The organism is Tepidibacter aestuarii (genome assembly GCF_934924865.1).
GTDB lineage: Bacteria > Bacillota > Clostridia > Peptostreptococcales > Peptostreptococcaceae > Tepidibacter_A > Tepidibacter_A aestuarii.
In genome coordinates, this window is sequence record NZ_OW235315.1 from 715,179 (window position 1) to 739,100 (window position 23,922).

Sequence of the window (23,922 nt, forward strand, 5' to 3'; positions counted from 1 at the left end):
CAGCTTTTTCTTATATCTAAACGGATTTTATAACAGAACACCTAAAACTATATAAAGTGTAAGTGCTATAGCTCCATTTAATAATGCATATGGAAGCTGAGTTTTTACATGATCTATATGATCTGATGCAGATGCCATAGATGAAACTATAGTCGTATCTGATATAGGAGAACTATGATCTCCCATTATAGCTCCTGAAATTACAGCACCTATACTCATATATATATTTGCATCCATGGCAACAGCCATCTGAATAGCTATAGGAATCATTATAGCAAAAGTTCCAAAACTTGTTCCAGTTGAAAAGGCTATTACACTAGACATTACAAATATAATTGCAGGTCCAAATGAGCCGTTAAGTCTACCTTCAACTAAGCTTGCCATATACTTACCAGTTTCAAGCTCACTTGAAATATTTCCAATAGCAAATGCAAAAGCAAGTATTGCAGCAACTGGTATCATAGCACCAGCACCCTTATAAACATAATCCATAAACTCATTAAGAGTCATAAGACGCTTTCCTATATAATAAAAACCACTAAATACTAATGATGCAAGAACTGCCCAAAATACAGATGTTGAACCAGAACCATTAAATATTACACCATCTCCTGTAATATAAAGGCTTATAGGAATCATTAAAACTAAAATTAGTAAAGGATAAAGCATATGATTCATATTAGGCTCAATTCCTTCTTTAGTATTGATTTCTATTGCATCTTGATCTACTACAGGCATAGCACCATCTCTTAATAGTTTTCCTTCTGTTATAGCTCTTAATTCTGCTTTTTTCATAGGGCCAAAATCCTTACCCGTAAGTATAACTATTAAAAGAGTTATCAAAGTAGATATAGCATAAAAGTTAAAAGGAACACTTTTAATAAGTAGATCGACAGAATTACCACTTATAACACCAGCGCCTACTTGAGCAGTTATAAGTCCAAGTAAAGTAGCTCCCCAAGAGTTAAATGGAAGCAGTGAACAAACAGGGGCAGATGTAGAGTCACAAATATAGGCTAGTTTTTCTCTAGAAACCTTATACTTATCACATATAGGCCTTGATACAGTTCCTACAATTAAACAAGTTATAGTTGATTCTATGAATACTACAATCCCTATAAAATATGCCAAAAGCATAGCTGTCTTTCTGTTCTTTATTCTCTTATTTTTTTCAGTTAAGTAATATACAAATCCTTCAACACCACCTGAAGCTTGTATAAGTGTTACTACAGAACCTACTAAGAAAGAGAATATGATAGTTTTAGTTACCCATCCCTCAGAAAATACGTTAACAACTGAGTCTATACTCTGCCCTAAAGCTGGAAATAATGTCCAATTAGTCATTATTAATTTTCCTATTAATATTCCAGCAAATAAAGAAATAAAAACTTGCTTTGTAGTTATAGCGAGTATTATTGCAATTAATGACGGAAGTAAACTAAGAAATCCATATGTCATATTTAAACCTCCTAAAAAAATAATTTAACATATAAATAATACTAGAAGGTTTAAATAAAATCAAATAATTGTTAAAAATAATAGAATAAAATAAATTTTTGATATTTTTGTCAGAATACTAACTCGAGTTTTTTAAGTCTTTCTTTTAAATCAGCTATAACACATTTTTCTTGTGAATAATCTGATGCTTCAAAGGTTACTGAAAATCTTAAAAAGCTTCCAGCATCATCCCAAGGTACTGTAGATATTAATGCATTTTTTAAAATATATAACGACGCATCCTGAGCATCTTTAAATATATAACCTGACTTAGTGGATTTAGGAATAGGGACATAGCAGTAAAAGGTTCCTACAGGCTTTTTAGCATCAAATCCTATATCGCGAAGTGCATCGACTAGCATATCAAATCTTCTTGAGTATTTAACACAATTCCTAGTTATTATCTCTGGGTGATTAAGAGCATAAGCCCCAGCCTTTTGAATCGCTCTAAACTGACCTGAGTCTGTGTGACCTTTTACATTTCCGTAAACCTTTATAACTTTTGGATTCGATACTATAAATGCTAATCTCCAGCCTGTCATATTAAACGACTTTGACAAAGAATGTATTTCAATACCAACATCAATTGCTCCATCTATAGATAAAAAACTCAAAGGTTCACTATCGAATGTAAGAGCACTATAAGCTGAGTCACAGACTACTAATATATCGTTTTTATAAGCAAAATCAACAACCTTTTTATAAAACTCTTTAGTAGCGACTTGGCCAGTAGGGTTGTTTGGGTAATTAATATACAATAACTTTGATTTTTTTAGTATATCATCGGGTATAGAATTAAAATCTGGATAAAAGTCATTTTCTTTATATAAAGGTAAATTATATACAGTTCCTCCTAAAAATTTGCAATAAGTAGATAATACAGGGTAACCAGGAACAGTAGTTAACACTATATCACCAGGGTTTATAAAGCATATAGGAAGCATAGCAAGTATTGGTTTTGATCCTATTCCGTGCATAATATTTGTATATGGGTCTAGGTTATCTAGTTTGTATACTTTTTTTAAGAAAGAACATGCAGCCTCTTGAAATTCTGGTATTCCATTATCAGAGTACAGTCTGTTTTCAAGCTTAGAACATTCTTCACAGAGCACTTTACATATGCTAATGTCAGCAGCAAGATCTGGCTCTCCAACACCCATATCTATAATATCTATATTTGGATATTTCTTTTTGATTATTTCTTTTTCTTTTTTTATAGATTCAAACTTGTAATCTTTGGAGTTATTAAAAAAATCGACTCCTCCTAAACGCTCGGATATTTTGTTATCGACAAAATCCATAGAAACTCCCCCTTAGATGAACAATAAACTGTTAAAGCATATCTAAATTAAATCATAGAATATCTTATTAATAGTTTGAATAATTTGATACAATATAGAATAAAAAGAAAAGGAGTAATTATATGAAAAAATTTAGTCATGGGTGCACACTTGATTGTTTTGATTGTTGTAAGTTTGATGTATATAAAAATGAAAATAATGATATTCATATAAAGGCAGATAAAAACCATCCTTATACAAGGGGGATAATATGCCCAAAGGGAAAGAAGCATTTAGATAGATTAAATCACAAGGATAGAATATACACCCCTCTTAAAAAGGTGGATGGGAAATGGATAGAGATAACATTTGATGAAGCTATATCAATAATAGCTGATAAACTAAACTTTTACAAAGAAAATTATAATTCAAATTCAGTTGCACATTACTATGAATCGGGAACTGGTGGATTACTAAAATCTATGCAAAATATATTTTTTAACTTTTATGGAGGTATTACAGAGTTTGAAGGAGGAACATGTTGGTCCGCTGGAATTAAAGCTCAAAAATACGACTTTGGATATGTAAAAGGAAGCTCGCTTGAAGATATAATGAATTCACAAAATATAATAGTTTGGGGAAGAAATCCTTATAATACATCTATACATCTTATGGACACCATATTAAAAGCCAAGAAAAATGGAATTAAAGTAACCGTTATAGACCCTATATACACAGAAACTGCAAAGAGGGGTGATGAATACATAAGAGTTAACCCATCAACAGATGGAGCTCTTTGTATGGCTATGACTAAGATTATAATAGAAGAAGGTTTACAAGACAACGAATTTATTAATAAATATGTAAAAGGATATGATGAATATAAAAAATATTTAGATACACTAAGTCTTGAATATCTATCAAAGGAATGCGGTGTAGATATAGATACTATAAAGAAAATATCTCGTGTATATGCAAAAAAAAGCAGCACGATATATATAGGATACGGAGTTCAAAAGTATAGAAATGGAGGAAATAGTATAAGAAGTATAGATGCCATAGCTGCTATAACAGGAAATATAGGAAAAACTGGAGCTGGAGTTAATTATGCAAATAGGGTATATCCTGATATACTAAATAGAGACCCTTATAATAGTTGTAATTATGCGAAGAATAAAAGATACTTAAACATTCATAGTTTTGCGGATGATATAAAAAATTCGAACCAAGAACCTATAAAAGCTATATTTATAACAAAAGCAAATCCTTTATGTAGATGGCCTAACTTAAATAAAAATATAAAGGCATTTAGAGAAATAGAATTTAAAGTATGTATAGACATGTTTATGACGGATACTGCTAAATATTGTGATTTATTTATACCGTGCACTAACACTTTAGAAAGTGAAGATATGCTGTATTCATCTATGTGTAATCCATATATTATATACAATGAAAAAATAGCTGACCCAAAGCATATACTTATGGATGAATATTATTTCTTTATGGAACTTAGTAAGAAAATGAATATGAAAGATTATCCTCTAGTATCAAAAGAAGAGTATTTGAAACAGATAGTAAAACCTTTATCTAAATGGAACATAGAAATAGAGGATATAAAAAAAGGTTATGTAAATATGGCATTTGATAAAGTAGCTTGGAGAGATAAAATTTTTAAAACTCCTTCTGAAAAAATAGAAATATACTCGGATAATGCAGAAGAAGATGGGCTAAGTCCTATACCTGTATATATAAAAAGTGAAAAAGAGGATATAAGGTTAATAACTACACATGAGAAAAATTCATTATTCACACAGCACTACTTAGACGATAATCAAATTTCAATTGTCTATATGAATATTGATCTTGCTAAAAAATATGAAATATCGGAAGATGAAATAATAGTTTTAAAGTCTAGAAATGGAAGTATAGAAACTAAAGTAAAGATTACTGACGATGTAGCTAATGATGTTGTTCATATGTACACAAGATGGGCTAATAAAGACGGAAATCCAAACTTTTTAACTGAAGATATATCGTCTGAAATGGGAGGTCAAGTCGCATATAATGAAACATTCGTAGAAATTGTAAAAAGGTGCTAATTATTAGCGCTTTTTTTATGCTTATTCTACAAAAGTAGTTAAAATTTTACGAAGGAAAGAAGTAATATTTTATAGAAAGATATTAAGAGCATAATAAGGGGGGATAACATTGGATATAAACTATAAAATAGATAACAGAAATTTAATCGTTGAACTATATGGAGAACTAGACCACCATATAGCTTCAGAGGTAAGGGAAGAGATTGATATGGCTATAGATAAAAATTCCATAAAAAATGTTATATTTGATTTGAAGAACATGAATTTTATGGATTCCTCAGGAGTAGGAGTTATCATAGGTAGATATAAAAAGCTTTCAGAAACTGGAGGAAAGGTAGTTGTTTTAAACTTAAATAAGCATGTTAAAAGAATATTTGACTTATCAGGCATAGACAAGATAATAGGAATTTATAACGATTACGAAGAAGCAATAAGTTCTTTATAAGGGGGAAAAACGATGAAGAATTATATGGAAATTAGTTTTTTAGCCAAATCTGAGAATGAATCTTTTGCTAGGGTGGTAGTTGCTTCTTTTGCATCTCAATTAGACCCAACAATAGATGAAATAGCAGACATAAAAACTGCTGTATCTGAGGCTGTTACGAATGCTATAATTCATGGATACGATGAAGATGAAACAAAGTTAGTTAATGTAAGAAGTGAGATAGATGGAGATACTATAAAGGTAGTGATAGAAGATAAGGGGAATGGAATAAAGGATGTAGATATGGCAAAACAACCTCTTTATACTTCAAAGCCTGAACTTGAAAGGTCAGGAATGGGCTTTACAGTAATGGAAACTTTTATGGACAGTATTGAAATATCTTCTATTTTGGGGGAAGGAACTAAATTAGTTATGAAAAAAACTATAAAATCCAATAAAAATAAAGATTAGGGGTAATAATTATGGTGATGCCTGCTGTAAGTGAGGAAAAAAGACATTTACTTAGCCATGAGGAAACTCTAGCTCTCATAGAAAAAGCTCAGGATGGAGATGAAAGGTCAAAGGATATTTTAATAGAAAGTAATTTAGGGCTAGTCAGAAGTGTTGTAAATAAATTTATGAATATAGGTTATGAAAGAGATGATTTATTTCAATTAGGATCAATAGGACTTATAAAAGCTATATATAAGTTTGATCCTACGTTTAATGTGAGATTTTCTACATATGCAGTACCTATGATTTTAGGAGAGATAAAAAGATATTTAAGAGATGATGGGATGATTAAAGTATCAAGGTCTCTAAAACAGCTTGCTACAAAGAGTAAGATTGAAACTGAAAGACTATCTAAAAAATTTGGACGAGAGCCTACAATAGAAGAGGTTGCAAAATCTCTTGAGGTATCTAAAGAAGATATAGTTATGGCTCTTGAATCAAACTCATCAGTTGAGTACTTACATGGGGTTATACACGAGGATGAAGGATCCCCTATATGCCTTATAGATAAAATAAGTCAAACTAAAACTATGGATGATGAAAAAATAGTTGATAATTTACTTTTAAAGCAAGTGTTAGGTAAATTAGAAAAAAGAGAAAGACAAATTATAGTTTTAAGATATTTTGAGGATAGAACACAAAGTGAGATAGGAAGTGAGCTTGGAATATCTCAGGTTCAGGTATCTAGGATTGAAAAGAAGGTTTTAAGCAAACTTAAAAATATGATAAGTTGAGAAGGGTCATACAATTGTATGGCTCTTTTTATGTACTTAAGCAAAAAATGAAGATTATTGAAATAATGCTATTTAGTCAACCTTTTAGTAAAATTATAGATTCTGCTTTATAAAATAGCCTAAAATTTCTTAAACTCCCTACGGTCAGATAAATAACTTTTTTAACGGATATTTTAACATCATAATCTAAGTTTTATTTTAAAATGTTAACAAAAAATAGCTAACATTTAAATAATCTTCATTTTTAAATTGCGTGATTTAAAGTTAGAAAATAGAATTTTTTAATTGTTTTTGTAAATAATAATTGTATGAAAAGGGGGACTTAAAGTGGAAATATATTTAAAACCTAAGAAGCATTTAAAGTTTAAAAAAGATATAAAGGATTTGTATCTGAAGGATTTGTTTCATATATATCCTTCTCAAAATGAAGATTTGGTAAAAGATATAATAGTTGCTCATGTAAATGGAGTTAGTAAGGATTACGAGGTTATAGAACTTGGGGATGTTATCAGTAGAATAAACAGTCAAAATAGTTATGTTAAGGTTAACTTTTTAGAATTGAATGATTTATTAATACATTTTGATAATCCCAAAAAGGATAATATGTTGTTTATAAGGGTTTTATTTGTATGTATAGTACTGTTTTTAGGTTCTGGGATGGCTATAATTAATTTTCATTCTGATGTAAATATGAATACATCTCAAAAAACAATACTCAGAATATTAACAGGAAGTGAGACTGAGAACTTATTACTGTTTCAAATAGCATATTCGCTAGGAATAGGAGCGGGAGTTGCTGTGTTTTACAATAAAGTAATACCGAATTTTTCAAAATCAGAGCCAAGTCCACTAGAACTAGAAGTATCTACTTTTAAAAATGAGGTACAAACTTATATTATTGAAAATAATGAGAAATAAGGAGGCAGATTTGAAACTAGCATTTATAACTATATTAGGATTTTCAGAAGGTGTAGTTGTTGGATCAGGTATAGTAGCACTTCTTACATTACTAGATATAATTCCAAGGCTTTGTCAGATAACAAATACTTATAACTACTTAGGAAGATATGAATATATGTTAATATCAGGAGCGTTCATTGGAAGTCTATTTTCACTTATAGATATATCATTTAATTCTGGGACTATGTGTGTAATATTATTTGGTTGTTTCTACGGTATTTTTATAGGTATGCTAGCATCTGCTCTTGCAGAGGCAGTAGATGTTATACCAGTTATGCAGAGAAGGCTCAATATACAAGGGATGGTCAAGTATATAATAATAGTTTTATTAATAGGGAAAACGGTAGGTTCTATAGTTAATTGGACAATATTAAAATAGAGGTGATTAAATGGATTATAAAAAATATGTCGATAATAAAAGCCCGAAGCCTACATATCTTAAAAACTGCATATGGGCATTTATTGTAGGTGGATTAATATGTGATTTAGGACAGTTTATATTAAACAGTTATATAAAATACGGTCTTGATAAAAAAATGGCATCTACTGCAACTTCTATAACTCTTATATTTTTAGGAGCATTTTTTACAGGTATAGGAGTATATGATTTACTTGGAAGAAGGGCTGGTGCGGGTTCAATTGTTCCTATAACTGGTTTTTCTAACTCTATAGTATCTCCAGCTATGGAGTATAAGCGAGAAGGCTATGTATTGGGTGTTGCAGGAAAAATGTTTACAATAGCAGGGCCTGTTCTTGTATATGGAATAGGAAGTTCTGTAATACTTGGACTAATTTATCATTTCTTAGGAATTAGTTAGAAAGGAGAGTACTATGGCAAAGAAAAGATTAGGAAATCAAACAATACAGTTAGAAAATAGTCCCGTTATAATATCAACTGGATCAATAGTAGGACCAAAAGAAGGGGAAGGGCCATTAAAGGATTATTTTGATATAATCTTAAAGGATGATTTGTTTGGAGAAGATAGCTGGGAATTTGGTGAGAGTAAGATGATAAGAGAAGTCATAAGAATGGCTGTAGATAAGGGTGATTATGTACTAAATCAGGTTGATTATATAGTAGCAGGGGATTTACTTAATCAACTTATGTCTACATCGTTTGCTGCAAGAGATTTAAAAAGACCATTCTTTGGAGTTTATGGAGCTTGTTCTACAATGTCAGAATCTATGAGTCTTGCATCTATGATTGTAGATGGAGGATTTTCTGATTTAGTAGTAGCTGCAACTTCAAGTCATTTTTCAACAGCAGAGAGACAGTTTAGATATCCTCTAGAGCTTGGAAATCAACGACCTATGACTGCTCAATGGACAGTTACAGGAGCAGGAGCAAGTGTTATATCATCAAGAGGAGAAGGACCTAAGATAAAAAGAATAACTACTGGTAAGGTTATAGATAAAGGTATAACTGATGTAAATAATATGGGACCAGCCATGGCGCCTGCAGCAGTTGATACAATAAAAGCATACTTTGACGATACAAAAGATGATATAGATAGCTTTGACATAATAGCAACAGGAGATTTGGGAATAGTAGGAGGGCAGATTCTTCTAGATTTTATAAATAAAGAAGGTTATGACATATCTAATGTATATATGGACTGTGGTATAGAAATATTTGACCATAAAAAACAAGATACTCACTCTGGAGGAAGTGGATGTGGATGTTCTGCGAGTGTGTTCAATGGATACATATACAAGAAACTTAAAAACAAAGAAATAAATAAAGTAATGTTAGTATCAACTGGAGCCTTGCTGTCTCCTACAAGCACACTTCAAAAGCAAAGTATACCATCTATAGCTCATGCTGTGATTATAGAGAATTAGGAGGTGGAATTGTGGAATATTTAAGAGCTTTCATAGTTGGAGGAGCCATATGTGTTATAGGTCAAATACTTATGGATTTTTTTAAGGTACCATCACCCTATGTACTTGTGAGTTTTGTGACTGTAGGTGTTATATTGACGGGACTTGGAATATATGAACCAATTGTAGAATTTGGAGGAGCTGGTGCAACTGTGCCTCTTACAGGGTTCGGATATGGACTTGGAAAAGGTGTTATAGAAGAAGTTGGTAAAAAAGGGTTACTAGGTGCATTTACAGGAGGAACAGCTGCGAATGCAGGTGGAATTGCAGCAGCTGTTTTGTTTGGATACTTAATGTCTTTAATATTTACCCCAAAAACAAAACCGTAAGAGCAAAAAATAGAGAGCAATTAATTGCTCTCTATTATTTTTGTATCATCTTCACTTTTTGTATTTTCATTATTTTCTGTTTCTTTTTCCTCTTTTTTTTTGTCATTTTTATTTGATTGTTTATTTTCTTCATCTTTTTTGTCATCTTTTTTATCAGAATCAAACAACCAATCATTTATTATGTCAGATGCATCAGGGCTTTCTTCTATCTCTATATTTTCATCTTGAGTATGAATTTCACAGTAATCTTTAGGTTCTGTACCTGCTACGAATTTTTCTGTTCTAGTTTTTTCACAAAAATGAGTTGCAAGTTGACCACTTTCTAAACATATAGTTTGCTCTATTATTCCGCTTGGTCTTTTAAATGACTTTCTTGGAAGATCTTTATGAACTTTAGTCATAACTTTTGACCAAAGAGATGATGACATAGAACTTCCTGATTTAAGCTTTTGATTCCAGTCATTTCCTATCCAAGTTGCTCCAACATAATAAGGAGTATACCCTGCAAACCAAGCATCGTTATTATCACTAGTAGTACCTGTTTTTCCTGCTACAGGCATATTAGATATTCTAGCACGGCCGCCGGTACCAGAAGTTACAACAGTCTGTAATATATCAGTCATTATATAAGCATTTTGAGGCGTTGTAATTGAGTGTTTAACAGTTTTATTATTTAATATTACATTTCCACTTGAATCTTCTATCTTACTAAACAGCATAGGCTTGATATAAGTTCCGCCATTTGCTATAGATCCATATGCTGCAGTCATCTCAAGTGGAGTTATTCCCTTAGTCATACCTCCTAGAGTTAAGGCAGAGAAGTTTTGATCGTTAGTACCTGGTGTTTTTACTATAGTTGAGATACCCATATTTTCTAAGAAATCAACCATAACCTCAACAGAAGAATAAGGGCTTGAAGAAAGCATTTCTGCTGTCTTTACAGCTCCTACATTTGAAGAATGTTGAACTGATTGTCTTAAGGTTATAGGACCTCTATATCTATTAGCATAGTTTTTAGGCTTCCATTTCTCATTAGATGAATATTTATATCCTGTTGGTGAATCATCTATTATAGTACCAGCTGTCATACCGCTATCAAGTGCAGGTAAGTATACAGCAAGTGGTTTTATAGAAGAACCAGGCTGTCTAGGATTAACGGCTCTATTATAAAGCTTTTTACCACCTATCATTCTTCCTCCAACTAAGGCTTTAACTTGACCTGTACGGTAATCCATTATAACCATAGCTGATTGAGGTTGTATATTACCATTTTTATCAGTGAAAGTTCCTGGGAAGTTAGAGTTCTTTTGATATTCTGACTCTAATATCTTTTGGATAGTAACGTCCATAGTAGAATATACTCTAAGTCCTCCGTTATAAAGCATATCTCTAGCTTCATCTTCAGTTTTACCTTCTTTAATTAGAGCATCTATTACATCGTCTTTAACTAAATCTACAAAATAAGAAGAAACATTGGCTTGAGTTTGACTTCCAACCATTATAACTATCTCTTGATTTTTAGCTTCTTCATACTCTGATTCAGAGATATGTCCAAGTTCTAGCATTTTATAAAGTACAGTTTCTTGTCTCTCTTTAGCTTTAGGATTAACAACTGCTTTTCTAACTACAATTTGCTCTTTTTTTAGTTGATCATATTGATAATTATCTATTAGTCCTTTGTTATGTAGTTTTTCAAACATTCCTTTTTCTGAATCAGAAGCAGGATCTGTATTTGCTGTTTTAGGATAAAAAACTAGTAAGTTTTTAAGCTCATCTAAATTCTCACTTCCATCAAGTCTTTGAGTAGTATACGGAGAATATCTAGATGGATTTTTAGTTATACCTGCTATCATTGAAGATTCTGCTAAAGTTAATTCGCCTACATCTTTAGAAAAATAAGTTTGAGCTGCGGCTTGTACTCCAATAGCACCTCTACCTAGATAGAAAGTATTTAAGTAAGTTTCAAGTATTTCTTCTTTAGAAATAGTTTTTTCTAACTGAAGAGCATAATAAGTATCTTTAATTTTTCTTGTAATTGTTTTTTCATTAGATGTATACATATTCTTAGCAAGCTGTTGAGTTAATGTACTTGCTCCTTGAGCTTTACTCATAGTTTTTAAGTCATACCAAAGTGCACCGAATAATCTTTTTATATCTACACCATTATGCTCATAAAATCTTTCATCCTCTATAGATATAACTGCATTTTGTAAATCCTTTGGTATTTTATCTAAGGTTACTAGACTTCTAAAATTTGATCCATGGACCTTTTCTATTAATTGTCCATTAGAATCATATATGAAAGAACTTTCATACATTTCAATATTATGGGGGTCTATAGGTGGTGCATTTTTAATAACTCCGACGACAAGGCCCATCACACATGCCGTACCAACTATAGATAATATAATAAAAGTAATAAGTACTATTCTGAAAATGCTTACTTTTTTCTTTTTTTCTTTATTGTCAGTAGACTTACTTTTATCATTGTTTTTATCGCTACGCATTCGTCATTACCTCCTTATTCAATCTATTATAACATAGAAGAAAAAGTTCAATCTATAAATTTATATAAAGAATATTTTTTGTAATATTGTTGTAACATAAAAAATGCTATATATATTATTGCAAAAAAAGTTATATTTATGATAAAATAGGGTAAAATATTCAATAATAAACGTTGAAGGAGATTAGTAATCCTCATGGTTACAAAATTAGAGAGTAGATCGGGCGGTGAAAGATTTACAGTACATGATAAGATGAAATACACTCTGGAGTTTCGGAATTAAAAATTTCGACGTTTTCCATACGTTACAGTGGATAAGAGGCATTTTTATGCGAACTAAGGTGGTACCGCGGGTTTTCTCGTCCTTTATAGGATGAGGAAACCTTTTTTAGTATATAAAGAACTATAAGGAGGATTTAAAATGAACGTATTTGATATTTTAAAACAACGTGGATTTATAAAACAAACTACACATGAAGACGAAATCCGTGAACTATTAGGGAAAGAGTCTGTGACTTTTTATATAGGATTTGATGCAACTGCTGATAGTTTACATGTAGGACACTTTCTTCAATTAATGGCTATGGCTCATCTTCAAAGAGCAGGACATAGACCTATAGCTCTTTTAGGTGGAGGAACTACTATGGTAGGAGATCCAACAGGAAAGACTGATATGAGAAAGATGTTAACTGTTGAAGAAATAGAACATAATGCAGAATGTTTCAAAGCTCAGATGAAGAGATTCTTAGATTTTTCTGATGACAAAGCTATAATGGAGAATAATGCTAACTGGCTTATGAACTTAGAATACATACCTTTCTTAAGAGAGGTTGGAAGACATTTCTCTGTTAATAGAATGTTAACAGCTGAGTGTTTTAAAAGCCGTATGGAAAAAGGATTATCTTTCCTTGAGTTTAACTACATGATAATGCAAGCTTATGATTTCTTAGAGCTTCATAAAAGATATGGATGTAAACTAGAATTAGGTGGAGATGATCAATGGTCTAACATAATATCAGGAGCAGATCTTATAAGACGTGTTGAAGGTGAAGCTGCTTACGGTATGACATTTACACTTTTAACTAATAGTGAAGGTAAGAAAATGGGTAAAACAGAATCAGGAGCAGTTTGGCTTGATGCCCAAAAGACATCTCCATATGAGTTTTACCAATACTGGAGAAATATTGCTGATGCAGATGTTAGAAACTGTTTAGCACTTTTAACATTCATTGAAATGGATGAGATTGAAAGACTGGCTTCATTAGAAGGATCAGAGATAAATAAAGCTAAGGAAATTTTGGCTTACGAGGTTACTAAGATAGTTCACGGTGAAGAAGAAGCTAAAAAAGCTCAAGAAGCAGCTAAAGCTTTATTTGGAAAAGGAGCTATGGCTGGATCAATTCCTTGTACTGAAATAAGCAAAGCTGATATATCTGATGGAATGGATATATTAACTGTACTTACAACTACTAAACTTGCATCTTCAAGAAGTGAAGCAAGACGTTTAGTACAACAAGGTGGAGTATCTATAAATGATGAGAAGATAAAAGAGATAGATTTTAAAATAACTGAAGGTAATTTTGAAGATGATTCTTTAATGATTAGAAAAGGTAAGAAGGTATATCATCAAGTTAAATTAGGATAGAAGGATGCTCCCTTTAATTAGGGGGTATTTTTTGTTGAGCGAAAAATGATACTCATTAAAATATCGATACTTAGTCAATATTTTTATATAACTAAAGGTTGTAGCTTATTAAATATCCTAAAAGTTCTAAACTCCCGTTGGTCAAACAACAAACTTTCTTAACGGACATTTAAACGCTACAACCTAAGTTATATAGAAAAATATTAACCCAAAACTATCTAACATTTTAATGAACATCATTTTTAAGTGTAGTGCTTAATCAACAATAGAAATATAAGGATATTATAAAAAGGATCTCCGATTCTTAATAGAGAGCTGAGGTAAAATAATGATGAACTATTTACAAAATATGTAATTGATTATATCATTATTTTAGGGAGTTGGTTAAATGGAACGTATGCAGATAATTCTTGTTGTTATTATAGTTGGGAGTTGTTTGAAGTTAATAGAAAATATAAAAGCATTTGTAGTTGATAATGAGATGTTATTGAGGTTTAGTGGATTTAGTATTATATGGATGATACCTGCTAGTATTGTTCAAATTGGTATAATATATTTGACTTTAGCGGATGAAAATAATATGGATTATAGGATTAAGGGGATTATACTAGGGATTTTAATATGGGATATTGTAATTTCATTATATTACGAAAAAACTATAACTTATAAAGGGGTAATAATTAATACTAAACTATATAAGTGGGAGGAAATAAATTCTTATACATATGACGAAGATGATTCTCATACTATATTATTTAGAACTAAAAAAAATGATGAGGTAAAGCTTAGGCTCAAAGAGTCAAATATTAAAGATGTAGAAAGTCTGTTGAACAAGAAGATAAAAAATAAAGAAATGAGTAACCAAATATAAATACCCCTCATATTATAATATGGGGGGTATTATCTTGAAAAAGTTACTCAAGGTTCATAAAAAAAAGAAAAAGAAAAAAGTTTTAACCGTAATGATTTTGATATTAATATTTTCTACCGCTTTAGGTTCATTCGTATTTGTAGATAGAAAGATAAAACCCGTAGTTCAAGCAATAGCCGAATCAAAAGCACAAGAGCTTGCAAATAGATCTATAAACAACGCTGTTGGGGGTATATTAAAGGAGAAGATAAAATATGAGGAACTTATAAGTCTTAAAACAGATGTAGATGGAAATATTACCATGATACAAGCAAATACTATACTAATGAATAAAATAGCATCTGATGTTGCTATTGAAGTACAGCAGCAGTTAAAGAAGATAAAGACTACATCTGCAAATGTCCCTTTGGGTACTGCATTTAAAAGTTCTATATTAGCAAAGTATGGACCTAAGTTGAAAATAGGGATTCAACCTGTTGGAATAGTTAATGTAGACTTTAAGACGGAGTTTGATTCATCAGGGATAAACCAGACTAGACATAGGATATATTTAGTAATAAAGACTAAGGTTAGAGTTATAATTCCATTCACATCATCATATAAAGAGGTCTTAAGTCAGATGCCTGTATGTGAGACTATAGTAGTTGGTAAGGTACCTCAAAACTATGTAAGTATTCCTAAGGAAGAGGTTGGGAATATACTTGAGCCTAGTGTAGACTAACGGAGTATGTAATTAAATATGTATAAACTTCATATTTTAGTTTAGATTTTAAAATAGTGCTTTAATTGTACCTAGGGGTTATGTTTTTCTATGAAAAACTAGCCCTTATTATTTCATTTATAGTACCAATGAATACTTACAAAATTATACATAAAAAGCTTATTATAGAATAATATACTTATTTTATATAGTCTGATTGAAGGATATGTGATATAATTTGGATGTAAAAAAGAATATTGTGCATACAGGTGCCGATTTTGAACAATCGGTTAAAAGGGAAGCAGGTGAAAATCCTGCGCGGTCCCGCCGCTGTAAAAGGGAAGTTCTTACATAAATCCACTGGGAAACTGGGAAGGAAGTAAGGATGATGAACCTTAAGCCAGAAGACCTGCCTGTATGATGATGCTGTTAACTCTACGAGCGATAGGGGGTGTTGTTATAGTGTAAATGTTTAGAGCCTAATTACTGGGATAAATTTGCATATATATATATAAACTTCTCGATGTTTTGTTGAGAGGTTTTTTTTATTTGAAAAATATTAAATTTAGAAAGGAGGGTTTTAATGTTTCTTGCATTTTTAGGTATGGTTGTTTCTCTTTTCATTTTGAGCTTAAAGACAGGATTGATTTTAGGAGCATCGGGGCTGAATAGAAAGATTATTGTTTTTATTTCGTTTATTTTTGGATTTGTTTTGTATATCTTAATTATCATGTTTACACCACGAATGAAAAGCATTTCTGTTTTTATTGATCAATATACTTTTGAAGGATCAATGATTCTAGCCGGCTTTTTAATTTATCTTGGATTACATGAGGAGTCTCAGTTTAAAGAGGATAATTCTTTATGTAGTAAAAAACATGGCAATCATATTATTGCATTTTTACCATGTCCATTTTGTCTTATTGCCATGGCAGTAAGTGTCATTTTTTTTAAGCTTCAGGTAAAAGTTTTCAATGGACTATTAGAGTTAGGTATATCCTTATTTTTTATAGCTTTATTGATTGTAGTAGCTTTTGGGACACAGTGTATGATTAAGCGTATGAATATTCAACCAGGCGGTATATTTAATTCAGTGGTGTTGTTTTTTGGAATTATAACAGTGGCATTAGGACTTTTCATTCCTAACTTTGTAAATTCTGCTCAAATGTCATTTTCATCAATGACTATTGACTCGTTGAAGATTTTAACAATGGTAGGAGTTGGATTAGCTGTAATGAGTTTTATCGGTTTTATATCTTATGAATTGAAAAATAGAAAATAGGAGGTAAGAAAAGATGAGTATTAAAGGGTCTGAATATTTAACGATTGTTTTGCATTCTATTGCACAAAGCTTCTCGATTCCGGTGATAGCGGGATTACTATTAATGACAGTAATTATTTTTATGGAACTAGGTAATTTTATTGCTGAAAGGAGAAGAAGAAAAGATGTAAAAATGGTAGAGCTAACTAAAATCTTAAGCGATATTCAAGAAAATTCTTCATGGCAGAAAAATAACCTTTGTCAAGTTGTAGAAAACAGTAAATTAATGAAAAAACAAAAAGATATAATTTTTGATTTTATGAATAAAGAAAATATAAGTAAAGACACAAAAGAAATTCTTGCAAGAGATATTTTAGACAATGAAGAATACCGTATGAAAAAAATTCTAGATAAGACAGATTTGATAACGAAATTGGGACCAGTATTGGGACTAATGGGAACACTTATTCCTTTGGGACCAGGATTAGGAGCCCTTGGCCAAGGCGATGTACAGGGGCTTTCACAAGCGGTAATTATTGCATTTGATACTACTGTAGTGGGTGTTGCGGTTGGTGCAATTTCATCTATGATTTCTAAAATCAGGAGAAGATGGTATGAAAAAGATATAAATTATATGGAAAAAATTATGGAATTAATTGTAGGGGGTGAAGTGCTTGATAAGGAAGAGTGGGAGAAAAAGAATGCAGTCACAAGATAGTGAATTAGATCCTTTAGCTGGAATGGCAAACTTAATGGATGTAATGATGGTATTTTGTTGTGGATTAATGGTTGCACTCGTTCTTTCATGGAATTTACAAAATGTTATTTTTGACACTAAGACTCCAGAGGAAAGGAAAAAGATGCAGCAGAAATTACAGAAGATAACAGCTGTAGATAAAGGAACAGAGCTTAATGAGATTCCTGAACTAAATGATGGATCAGGAGAAGGATACAATCAAATGGGAACTGTTTTTCAAGATCCTAAAACGGGAAAATTGATTTTAATTGAAGGTGAATTGTCAAATAAAGGGCAGAAAAAATAAGGAATAATTTATAATTACATAGAACAAAAGACTAACTTAAATACTATACAAATAGACTTAAAGGGGGATAAAAATTCGTGTATCATTTAAAAAATATATACAAACGTTTAATAGCTACTTTTATATTATTAAGCATAATGATGACTTATGTTATTAATATACCTATTGCAAATGCTGAGGATATGAATAAAATAAAAATTGTTTTAGTACTTGGTAGTGACAGTTATATTGCTCCTGCTGTAGATGCTTATAAAGAACTTCAAGAGAAATATCCTTTAGATGTAAAAATATTTAGCACGACACTTTTAAATAATTCAAATATTACTGATGAGTTGAAGACTGATTTAAAAAATGCAGATGCATTATTAATGGAAATGATTGGTTCAGATGGAATTAGCTCGTTAGGACCGATTATTTCAGATTCTCCTGAATCATGTCATGTATATGCTACGAGAAGTAGTGATTTTTCAGGACAGTATCCAAATATTGATTATAGTAAAGATGAAGAAATAAAAGATTACTTCACAAAAGGTGGAGTTGAAAATATGCGTAAGCTCCTTCTCTATTTAGGAAAATTAGGAGGATTACAAGTAGATGAATCAATACAACCTTCAGAAATGCCGAGTCGATTTATTTATCATCCTGATGCAAGAGAAATTTCATTTAATGCAGGAGAACTTGGTAAAGTTTTCTATGAATATATAAATAAAGAAACTGAAGAAATAGATATTGGGTTAATGACAAATACAGCACATAGAGCAGTTTATGAATCGGTTTATGAGGCAGTTTATGAAGAAGATCAAAGAATACTTTTAGCACAAGATATATTAAAAGAGAATATTATTTCTTCAGAATCAGATGAAGACAGTTGGAATGAATTATTTGTATCCTTAAGAGATTCAAATGATTTTATTACTTCTGTTACAGATGCAGTTTACAATTCAGTATGTAGTGATGATGGACCAACAACACCTATTGTAATTGATTCATCCTATCATGCTTTTTATGAAAGAGCAGACAAAAATATTGAAGCTGAAGATTTAGCAAATGCTATTAAAAATACATTGAACTGTTCTAAAGATACAAGTGATTTATTTGAACAAGTAAAAAACTGTTTAAAAACACCACAAACTTTCCCAGGAGTATTTGAAAATTTAGAGGCATATAAAGCTTGGTATAAAAGAAGTAATCATTTTAAGAAAAATGCTCCATGGATAGGAATATCAACATATAACAGTAGTTTTAAAAATAATGATATGGATATGTATATAGAATTATTAAAAGAATTAGAAAAAAATGATAGCAATGTGATACTTACATTTACAGATAGTAAGAGAGATGTGCTATTAGATGAATATTTCATTCGAAACAACAAAAGTATAATTGATGCTTATGTTGCAGGATTTGGATTCAATTATAAATACGGAAAACCTGAAGTAGGTGTTGAGCTTTTTAGAAAATTAAATGTACCGGTAATTTCACCTACATATAGTAGTGATCTGGATAATTGGGAACAAAATCCTGCTGGAATTACTAACGAAATGTATTGGCAAATAGCACTACCTGAAATGGATGGAAGAATTGAACCAGTATTTATGGGAGGAACAAAGGAAATAGGAACTGATCCTGTTACAGGTGTATCGCTTATAAAAAAAGTGGCTCTAGACTATAACATAAAACGTTTAGAAGGAAGAATATCATCTTGGGCAAATCTTAAAAACAAAGAAAATGAAGAGAAGAAGGTTGCTTTAATTTATTATAATCATGATGGTGGAAAAGATGGTATTTCTGCCTCGTATTTAAATACAATAGAAAGTGCATCTAATATTTTAGAAGCATTAAAAGATAATAGTTATAACATTGATGGAGAAACAGATTATACATCAATAAAGAAAATGATTGATGAACGTGGACGAAATGTAGGCAGCTGGGCACCAGGGGAGATGGAAAAATTATTAGATGCAGGTGCTATGACTATTCCAGTAGAGCAATACCTTGATTGGTATAATAATTTACCACAAGAATTAAAAGATGATGTAGAAGAGGAATGGGGACCTGCTCCAGGAAATATCATGGTAATAGAGGGTCAAATTATCCTGCCAGGTATGAATATGGGGAACGTTTTCGTAGGTCCACAACCTATGCGTGGTTGGGGAGATGATCCAAGCAAGATAGCTCATTCTCCAAAATTGCCACCTACACATCAATATATAGCTTTTTACTTATGGCTGCAAAATGAGTTTAGAGCTGATGCTGTAATACATTTAGGTACCCATGGTACTTTAGAATGGTTACCGGGTCGTAGTGTCGGTTTAGGTGAAGATGATTGGCCTGATCAATTGATTGGAAATATGGTGAATATTAACCCTTATATTATGAATAATCCAGGTGAAGCAACTCAAGCCAAAAGAAGAGGTTACGCAGTTACTATTGACCATTTGATTCCTCCAATGGTTCAACCAGAGCTTTATGGTGATTTAGTAAATTTACAAGATTTAATTATAAAATATTTAAATGAAATGAAAAACGGAGATAATGAAAGAACTGTGCAGCTACAAAACCAGATTATTGATATAGTTAAGAGTAATAATCTTGATAAAGAAATTAATTTAGATCTGACAAATAACTTTTATGATTCAGCTGAAGAATTACATGAATATCTTGAAGCGTTTACAGAAGAATTGATGCCTTACGGATTACATACACTAGGTGAAGCACCACAAGGAGAACTATTGGATAAGATGGTGGATTCTATTGTAAGTTATGATAAGGATAATAGGGAAAATGATAGAAGTAATATTGAAAATAACTTAACATTAGCAACTCAAGAAATTAGCAATATTTTAAGAGCTCTTAATGGAGAATATATTGAACCAGGACCAGGAAAAGATCCATTAAGAATACCTGATGCATTACCTACAGGTAGAAATATCGTTACATTTGATCCTAGAGAAATCCCTGACAAAGCAGCATGGGAAACAGGAAAAAAAGCTGCGGATCAATTGCTTGAAAAATATAAAGCTGAGTATGGAGAATATCCAGAATCTGTAGGTGTGGTGTTATGGGCTATTGAAACAATGAGGACAAATGGTGAAACTGTCGCAATGATTATGAGATTAATAGGTACAGAACCTGAATATAATAAATATGGACGAGTTGATTCTGTAAAGGTTACAGCATTGAATGAACTTGGAAGACCACGTGTTGATGTAGCAGTAACTATATCAGGATTATTTAGAGATACATTCTCAAATACAGCAGAAATTTTAGATGAAGCTTTTAGATTAGTACAAAAGCTTGATGAATCTAATGATAATAACTATCTTAAAAAACATTATAATATTATAAAGGAAAAACTAAAAGAGGAAGGTATAGATGAAGAAACAGCAGATTTCTTAGCAGGAGCAAGAATCTTTGGAGATGCACCAGGAACTTATGGAACAGGTGTTTCGAGCATGGCTGAGGCTACAGATTCATGGGATTCTCAAGAAGATCTTGTTGACGTTTACATGAATCGAATGTCATTTATTTATGGAAAAGATACTTTTGGCAAAAATTTTGATGGAAAAGCAAAAGATCTTTTTAAAGATGTATTAAGTTATGTAGATGTTGTCACTCAAATAAGAGATTCAATATGGGGAACAATGGATAATGATGATGTAGCTCAGTATTTAGGAGGATTGAATTTGGCCGCTAAGGTGGCTTCTGGCAAAGATGTTCAATCATATATTGTAAATACACGAAAAGCTGGAGAACCTGAAGTTCAAACATTATCAGAGTTTATATCAACAGAGTTAAGAACAAGGATATTGAATCCTAAATGGATTGAAGGTATGTTAAAAGAAGGTTTTTCTGGTTCTGTTGAAATTGGAAAGCATATAGAAAATATGTTCTTAATGGATGCAACATTAGATGCTATTGATGACTGGGGTTGGCAAAATGTAGCTGAAACATTTATATTTGATGAGAGTATTCGTTCTCAATTAGATCCTTATGTAATTCAATCCGTTATTGGATGGAATTTAGAAGCTGCAAGACGTGATATGTGGGAGACTGATGATGAAACAATGAAAAAACTTTCAGATATTTATATTGAAACAGCTGTAGATTATGGTGTTGTTTGTTGTCATCATACTTGTGCAAATGTTAAATTGAATGAGTTGGCAGCCAGTTTTACTACATTGGATAAGGATACATTAAATAAGTTTAATAATATATATCAACAAGCTACAGATAACGATTTAAAAATAGACAGTGCAATAGATGAATCACAAAAAAAGAATAAAGATAAAGACGATATAGAACAAAAAGAAGATGAGAAAAATGAAACAGTTCCTGTTGTAGAAGAACCAGAAGAGTCTATTGAAGAGTCTAAAAAATCACAAGAACAACAACTTAAAATAGAGAAAGATAATGAAATAAATCCTACTCAACAAGTTATAGAAGATAATCAAACATTATTGACACCTGAAAATATAATAGAATCACAAACTGATATAAGTAATACAGGTGAAAAACAACAAGAAAAAGAAATGGATGTGTCAATGAATACTCATGGTATGAAAAAGGGTGAGTTGGTAGAGCCTAAGAAATCAGAAAATCATGAAGAGAGTCAAAAGACTGGTGTGAAAGCTTATGAAATTAAGAAAAAAGAGGAACAAAAACAAAGAAAAGCAAATAATGCTGTATCAGTATCTGCCATTGTTATGGCTTTAGGGCTTGTTGGATTGATTATTCGAGGATATGTAAAAAGAAAATAATAAAAATTTCAATTAATAATTAGGAATCCTTAATTAAAAAAAGGATTCCTTGTTTTTTATATTATTTATAGCGCAATACATTTTAACTTTAGACAATATAGATTTAAAGTAATGGAATGTAGGTATGGGGTATTATAAGTTTTTAAATATATAGGTTCTTTTCAAATAAATAAAATAATTATATAGAGGCGTTTATAGATGAGAATTTAAAAGAAAATGGTAAGCTTTTAATTTTTCATTCTCAGAGTAAAGACGATATAAATAGAATACATAAAGAAGCAGATGATATTGTTGCAGAGGATAAGCTTATTGATTTTGAAACTCAAAGAGAAATATTTGATAGGAATGGAATTAAGGTAGTAAAAGGTATCGATAAGAGTGAGATGTATATGATTATAGTTAAGAAATAATATGTATATGATGAAAAAGACATTATAGAAGTATGTATTGATAAATATGGAGAATAATCTAGTATATACATATCTAATCCTTTAAATAAAAAATATGAGATAAACGAGCCGAAATTAAATAAATACGAAATATTATCAAATATAAAAAAAAATTCAATTAAAGAGTGTATTCTTATAAGAAATAAAGAAGGTGAACTTGAATATGAAGTTCATTATGATTTAAACGGTGTATTATATGCACATATTTTTGATTCTAATGCAGGAAAGGAAAAAAATACTTCGGTCCTCGTGTTAGAAACTATAATAACAGAGTAAATCGGATATAAGGCTATAATATTAATGGATAATAAAAGAAGTCTTTATTTCTAGTAAAGAGATATATAAGTTAATTTGAAGGATATTTTATGGTTTAAGATACTATTTAGCATAGGTTAGAAGAGGTAAAGTACTTAGTTAATAAGAAATATAGTTTGATTTTAGCAGAAAAAAGTTTATGATAAGCAAGTCAATTGATCAAATTTTATATAATGGATTTTACAGTAAATATTGACTGATTTTAATATATTTAATATTATAGATTAAGAAAATAAAATATTCTTTGTTAGGTTGAGCTATTGTATAGATATACTTTACTTTCTTGGAATATCGACAGATGCTAACGGCTTAACCGTTACTATGTGATTAAGATTTTACTTAATGTAGATGGATCCAAATCTATATAGTTATAAAATTTAACGAGGAAAGAATTGAAAAGTATATTTTTAAACTTTCATTTATTATGAAAGTTTTTTTATAATGAGTAGGACATTATATTCCTATTTAAATTATAGATAAGTATAATTTCCGTTACGAATTTCAAAAAAGTCTACCTTTAAAATCTTCAGAGGAAGACTTTTTTATTTTGAAAGGAAGGTGTGTTATGGATTCTGGTCCTGAACCGAGGAATAAATTAAGAACTATAATAGTGCCTTACATATTTATTTATTATTAACAATAGTTATTTTTT

19 protein-coding genes, 2 riboswitches and 1 other annotated feature are annotated in these 23,922 nt (G+C 30.9%); of the genes, 16 read left to right on the forward strand and 3 right to left on the reverse strand.

What is annotated here, in order from left to right; all coding sequences use genetic code 11:
* Nucleotides 1–27: 27 nt before the first annotated feature.
* Together M2214_RS03385 and M2214_RS03390 are read right to left on the reverse strand one after the other, a co-directional pair.
* Nucleotides 28–1,458, reverse strand: coding sequence for a Na+/H+ antiporter NhaC family protein (locus M2214_RS03385; RefSeq protein ID WP_248482810.1), 1,431 nt, complete (start codon nucleotides 1,456–1,458; stop codon nucleotides 28–30).
* Nucleotides 1,459–1,568: 110 nt separating this feature from the next.
* A complete protein-coding gene (locus tag M2214_RS03390) occupies nucleotides 1,569–2,798 on the reverse strand; it encodes an LL-diaminopimelate aminotransferase (protein ID WP_248482812.1) in 1,230 nt (409 codons plus the stop codon).
* A 122-nt stretch (nucleotides 2,799–2,920) separates the two neighbouring features.
* On the opposite strand from M2214_RS03390, the gene M2214_RS03395 reads away from it, so the two are divergent.
* The 9 genes from M2214_RS03395 (at nucleotide 2,921) to spoVAE (ending at nucleotide 9,720) form a co-directional block, all read left to right on the forward strand.
* Nucleotides 2,921–4,879, forward strand: coding sequence for a molybdopterin-dependent oxidoreductase (locus M2214_RS03395; protein ID WP_248482814.1), 1,959 nt, complete (start codon nucleotides 2,921–2,923; stop codon nucleotides 4,877–4,879).
* Between the two features lie 109 nt (nucleotides 4,880–4,988).
* Nucleotides 4,989–5,324 carry an anti-sigma F factor antagonist gene (gene spoIIAA / locus M2214_RS03400; protein ID WP_248482816.1) on the forward strand — a complete coding sequence of 112 codons (336 nt, stop codon included), beginning with the start codon at nucleotides 4,989–4,991 and terminating at the stop codon, nucleotides 5,322–5,324.
* Nucleotides 5,325–5,336: 12 nt separating this feature from the next.
* Complete coding sequence (spoIIAB, locus tag M2214_RS03405; protein WP_248482818.1) at nucleotides 5,337–5,774, forward strand: anti-sigma F factor; 438 nt, start codon at nucleotides 5,337–5,339, stop codon at nucleotides 5,772–5,774.
* 11 nt (nucleotides 5,775–5,785) lie between these two features.
* Nucleotides 5,786–6,550, forward strand: coding sequence for an RNA polymerase sporulation sigma factor SigF (sigF, locus tag M2214_RS03410; RefSeq protein ID WP_248482820.1), 765 nt, complete (start codon nucleotides 5,786–5,788; stop codon nucleotides 6,548–6,550).
* 327 nt (nucleotides 6,551–6,877) lie between these two features.
* Nucleotides 6,878–7,468 (forward strand): stage V sporulation protein AA, encoded by a 591-nt coding sequence (locus tag M2214_RS03415; protein WP_248482822.1) that lies wholly within the window; start codon nucleotides 6,878–6,880, stop codon nucleotides 7,466–7,468.
* Between the two features lie 10 nt (nucleotides 7,469–7,478).
* Entirely contained in the window at nucleotides 7,479–7,889 is a 411-nt protein-coding gene (locus M2214_RS03420; RefSeq protein WP_248482824.1) for a stage V sporulation protein AB, read from the forward strand.
* 10 nt (nucleotides 7,890–7,899) lie between these two features.
* Entirely contained in the window at nucleotides 7,900–8,328 is a 429-nt protein-coding gene (gene spoVAC / locus M2214_RS03425; RefSeq protein ID WP_248482826.1) for a stage V sporulation protein AC, read from the forward strand.
* Nucleotides 8,329–8,341: 13 nt separating this feature from the next.
* Nucleotides 8,342–9,352, forward strand: coding sequence for a stage V sporulation protein AD (spoVAD, locus tag M2214_RS03430; RefSeq protein WP_248482828.1), 1,011 nt, complete (start codon nucleotides 8,342–8,344; stop codon nucleotides 9,350–9,352).
* 11 nt (nucleotides 9,353–9,363) lie between these two features.
* Nucleotides 9,364–9,720, forward strand: a complete 357-nt coding sequence (gene spoVAE / locus M2214_RS03435; RefSeq protein WP_256466699.1) for a stage V sporulation protein AE — start codon at nucleotides 9,364–9,366, stop codon at nucleotides 9,718–9,720.
* Between the two features lie 20 nt (nucleotides 9,721–9,740).
* Here the strand turns inward: spoVAE and M2214_RS03440 are convergent, their stop codons facing one another.
* Complete coding sequence (locus tag M2214_RS03440) at nucleotides 9,741–12,227, reverse strand: transglycosylase domain-containing protein (RefSeq protein ID WP_248482831.1); 2,487 nt, start codon at nucleotides 12,225–12,227, stop codon at nucleotides 9,741–9,743.
* A gap of 164 nt (nucleotides 12,228–12,391) precedes the next feature.
* Nucleotides 12,392–12,596 (forward strand) — a binding site (T-box leader).
* A gap of 51 nt (nucleotides 12,597–12,647) precedes the next feature.
* On the opposite strand from M2214_RS03440, the gene tyrS reads away from it, so the two are divergent.
* The 7 genes from tyrS to M2214_RS03475 all read left to right on the forward strand — a co-directional run bounded on the left by tyrS (nucleotide 12,648) and on the right by M2214_RS03475 (nucleotide 22,506).
* A complete protein-coding gene (gene tyrS / locus M2214_RS03445) occupies nucleotides 12,648–13,871 on the forward strand; it encodes a tyrosine--tRNA ligase (protein ID WP_248482833.1) in 1,224 nt (407 codons plus the stop codon).
* 388 nt (nucleotides 13,872–14,259) lie between these two features.
* The gene (locus tag M2214_RS03450) at nucleotides 14,260–14,742 is read left to right on the forward strand and encodes a DUF5673 domain-containing protein (RefSeq protein WP_248482835.1); all 483 of its coding nucleotides are present in this window, start codon (nucleotides 14,260–14,262) and stop codon (nucleotides 14,740–14,742) included.
* A gap of 34 nt (nucleotides 14,743–14,776) precedes the next feature.
* The gene (gene yunB, locus M2214_RS03455) at nucleotides 14,777–15,463 is read left to right on the forward strand and encodes a sporulation protein YunB (protein ID WP_248482837.1); all 687 of its coding nucleotides are present in this window, start codon (nucleotides 14,777–14,779) and stop codon (nucleotides 15,461–15,463) included.
* Nucleotides 15,464–15,692: 229 nt separating this feature from the next.
* Nucleotides 15,693–15,873: riboswitch (cobalamin riboswitch) on the forward strand.
* Nucleotides 15,874–16,025: 152 nt separating this feature from the next.
* Nucleotides 16,026–16,724 (forward strand): DUF2162 family putative transporter, encoded by a 699-nt coding sequence (locus M2214_RS03460; RefSeq protein ID WP_248482839.1) that lies wholly within the window; start codon nucleotides 16,026–16,028, stop codon nucleotides 16,722–16,724.
* Between the two features lie 13 nt (nucleotides 16,725–16,737).
* Nucleotides 16,738–17,421 (forward strand): MotA/TolQ/ExbB proton channel family protein, encoded by a 684-nt coding sequence (locus M2214_RS03465; protein ID WP_248482841.1) that lies wholly within the window; start codon nucleotides 16,738–16,740, stop codon nucleotides 17,419–17,421.
* Entirely contained in the window at nucleotides 17,405–17,746 is a 342-nt protein-coding gene (locus M2214_RS03470) for a DUF2149 domain-containing protein (protein WP_248482843.1), read from the forward strand. The genes M2214_RS03465 and M2214_RS03470 overlap by 17 nt, the downstream gene beginning before the upstream one ends.
* Before the next feature lie 77 nt (nucleotides 17,747–17,823).
* Nucleotides 17,824–22,506 (forward strand): cobaltochelatase subunit CobN, encoded by a 4,683-nt coding sequence (locus M2214_RS03475; protein ID WP_248482845.1) that lies wholly within the window; start codon nucleotides 17,824–17,826, stop codon nucleotides 22,504–22,506.
* A gap of 1,000 nt (nucleotides 22,507–23,506) precedes the next feature.
* Nucleotides 23,507–23,666: riboswitch (M-box (ykoK) riboswitch) on the forward strand.
* The last annotated feature ends 256 nt before the right edge of the window (nucleotides 23,667–23,922 follow it).

Coding starts and splice junctions, on each gene's coding strand:
- M2214_RS03385 (WP_248482810.1), bottom strand. CDS start 1,458: ATGACATATGGATTTCTTAGTTTACTTCCGTCATTAATTGCAATAATA.
- sigF (WP_248482820.1), top strand. CDS start 5,786: ATGGTGATGCCTGCTGTAAGTGAGGAAAAAAGACATTTACTTAGCCAT.
- M2214_RS03390 (WP_248482812.1), bottom strand. CDS start 2,798: ATGGATTTTGTCGATAACAAAATATCCGAGCGTTTAGGAGGAGTCGAT.
- M2214_RS03460 (WP_248482839.1), top strand. CDS start 16,026: ATGTTTCTTGCATTTTTAGGTATGGTTGTTTCTCTTTTCATTTTGAGC.
- M2214_RS03395 (WP_248482814.1), top strand. CDS start 2,921: ATGAAAAAATTTAGTCATGGGTGCACACTTGATTGTTTTGATTGTTGT.
- spoVAC (WP_248482826.1), top strand. CDS start 7,900: ATGGATTATAAAAAATATGTCGATAATAAAAGCCCGAAGCCTACATAT.
- spoIIAB (WP_248482818.1), top strand. CDS start 5,337: ATGAAGAATTATATGGAAATTAGTTTTTTAGCCAAATCTGAGAATGAA.
- M2214_RS03440 (WP_248482831.1), bottom strand. CDS start 12,227: ATGCGTAGCGATAAAAACAATGATAAAAGTAAGTCTACTGACAATAAA.
- M2214_RS03470 (WP_248482843.1), top strand. CDS start 17,405: ATGCAGTCACAAGATAGTGAATTAGATCCTTTAGCTGGAATGGCAAAC.
- M2214_RS03465 (WP_248482841.1), top strand. CDS start 16,738: ATGAGTATTAAAGGGTCTGAATATTTAACGATTGTTTTGCATTCTATT.
- tyrS (WP_248482833.1), top strand. CDS start 12,648: ATGAACGTATTTGATATTTTAAAACAACGTGGATTTATAAAACAAACT.
- spoVAD (WP_248482828.1), top strand. CDS start 8,342: ATGGCAAAGAAAAGATTAGGAAATCAAACAATACAGTTAGAAAATAGT.
- M2214_RS03450 (WP_248482835.1), top strand. CDS start 14,260: ATGGAACGTATGCAGATAATTCTTGTTGTTATTATAGTTGGGAGTTGT.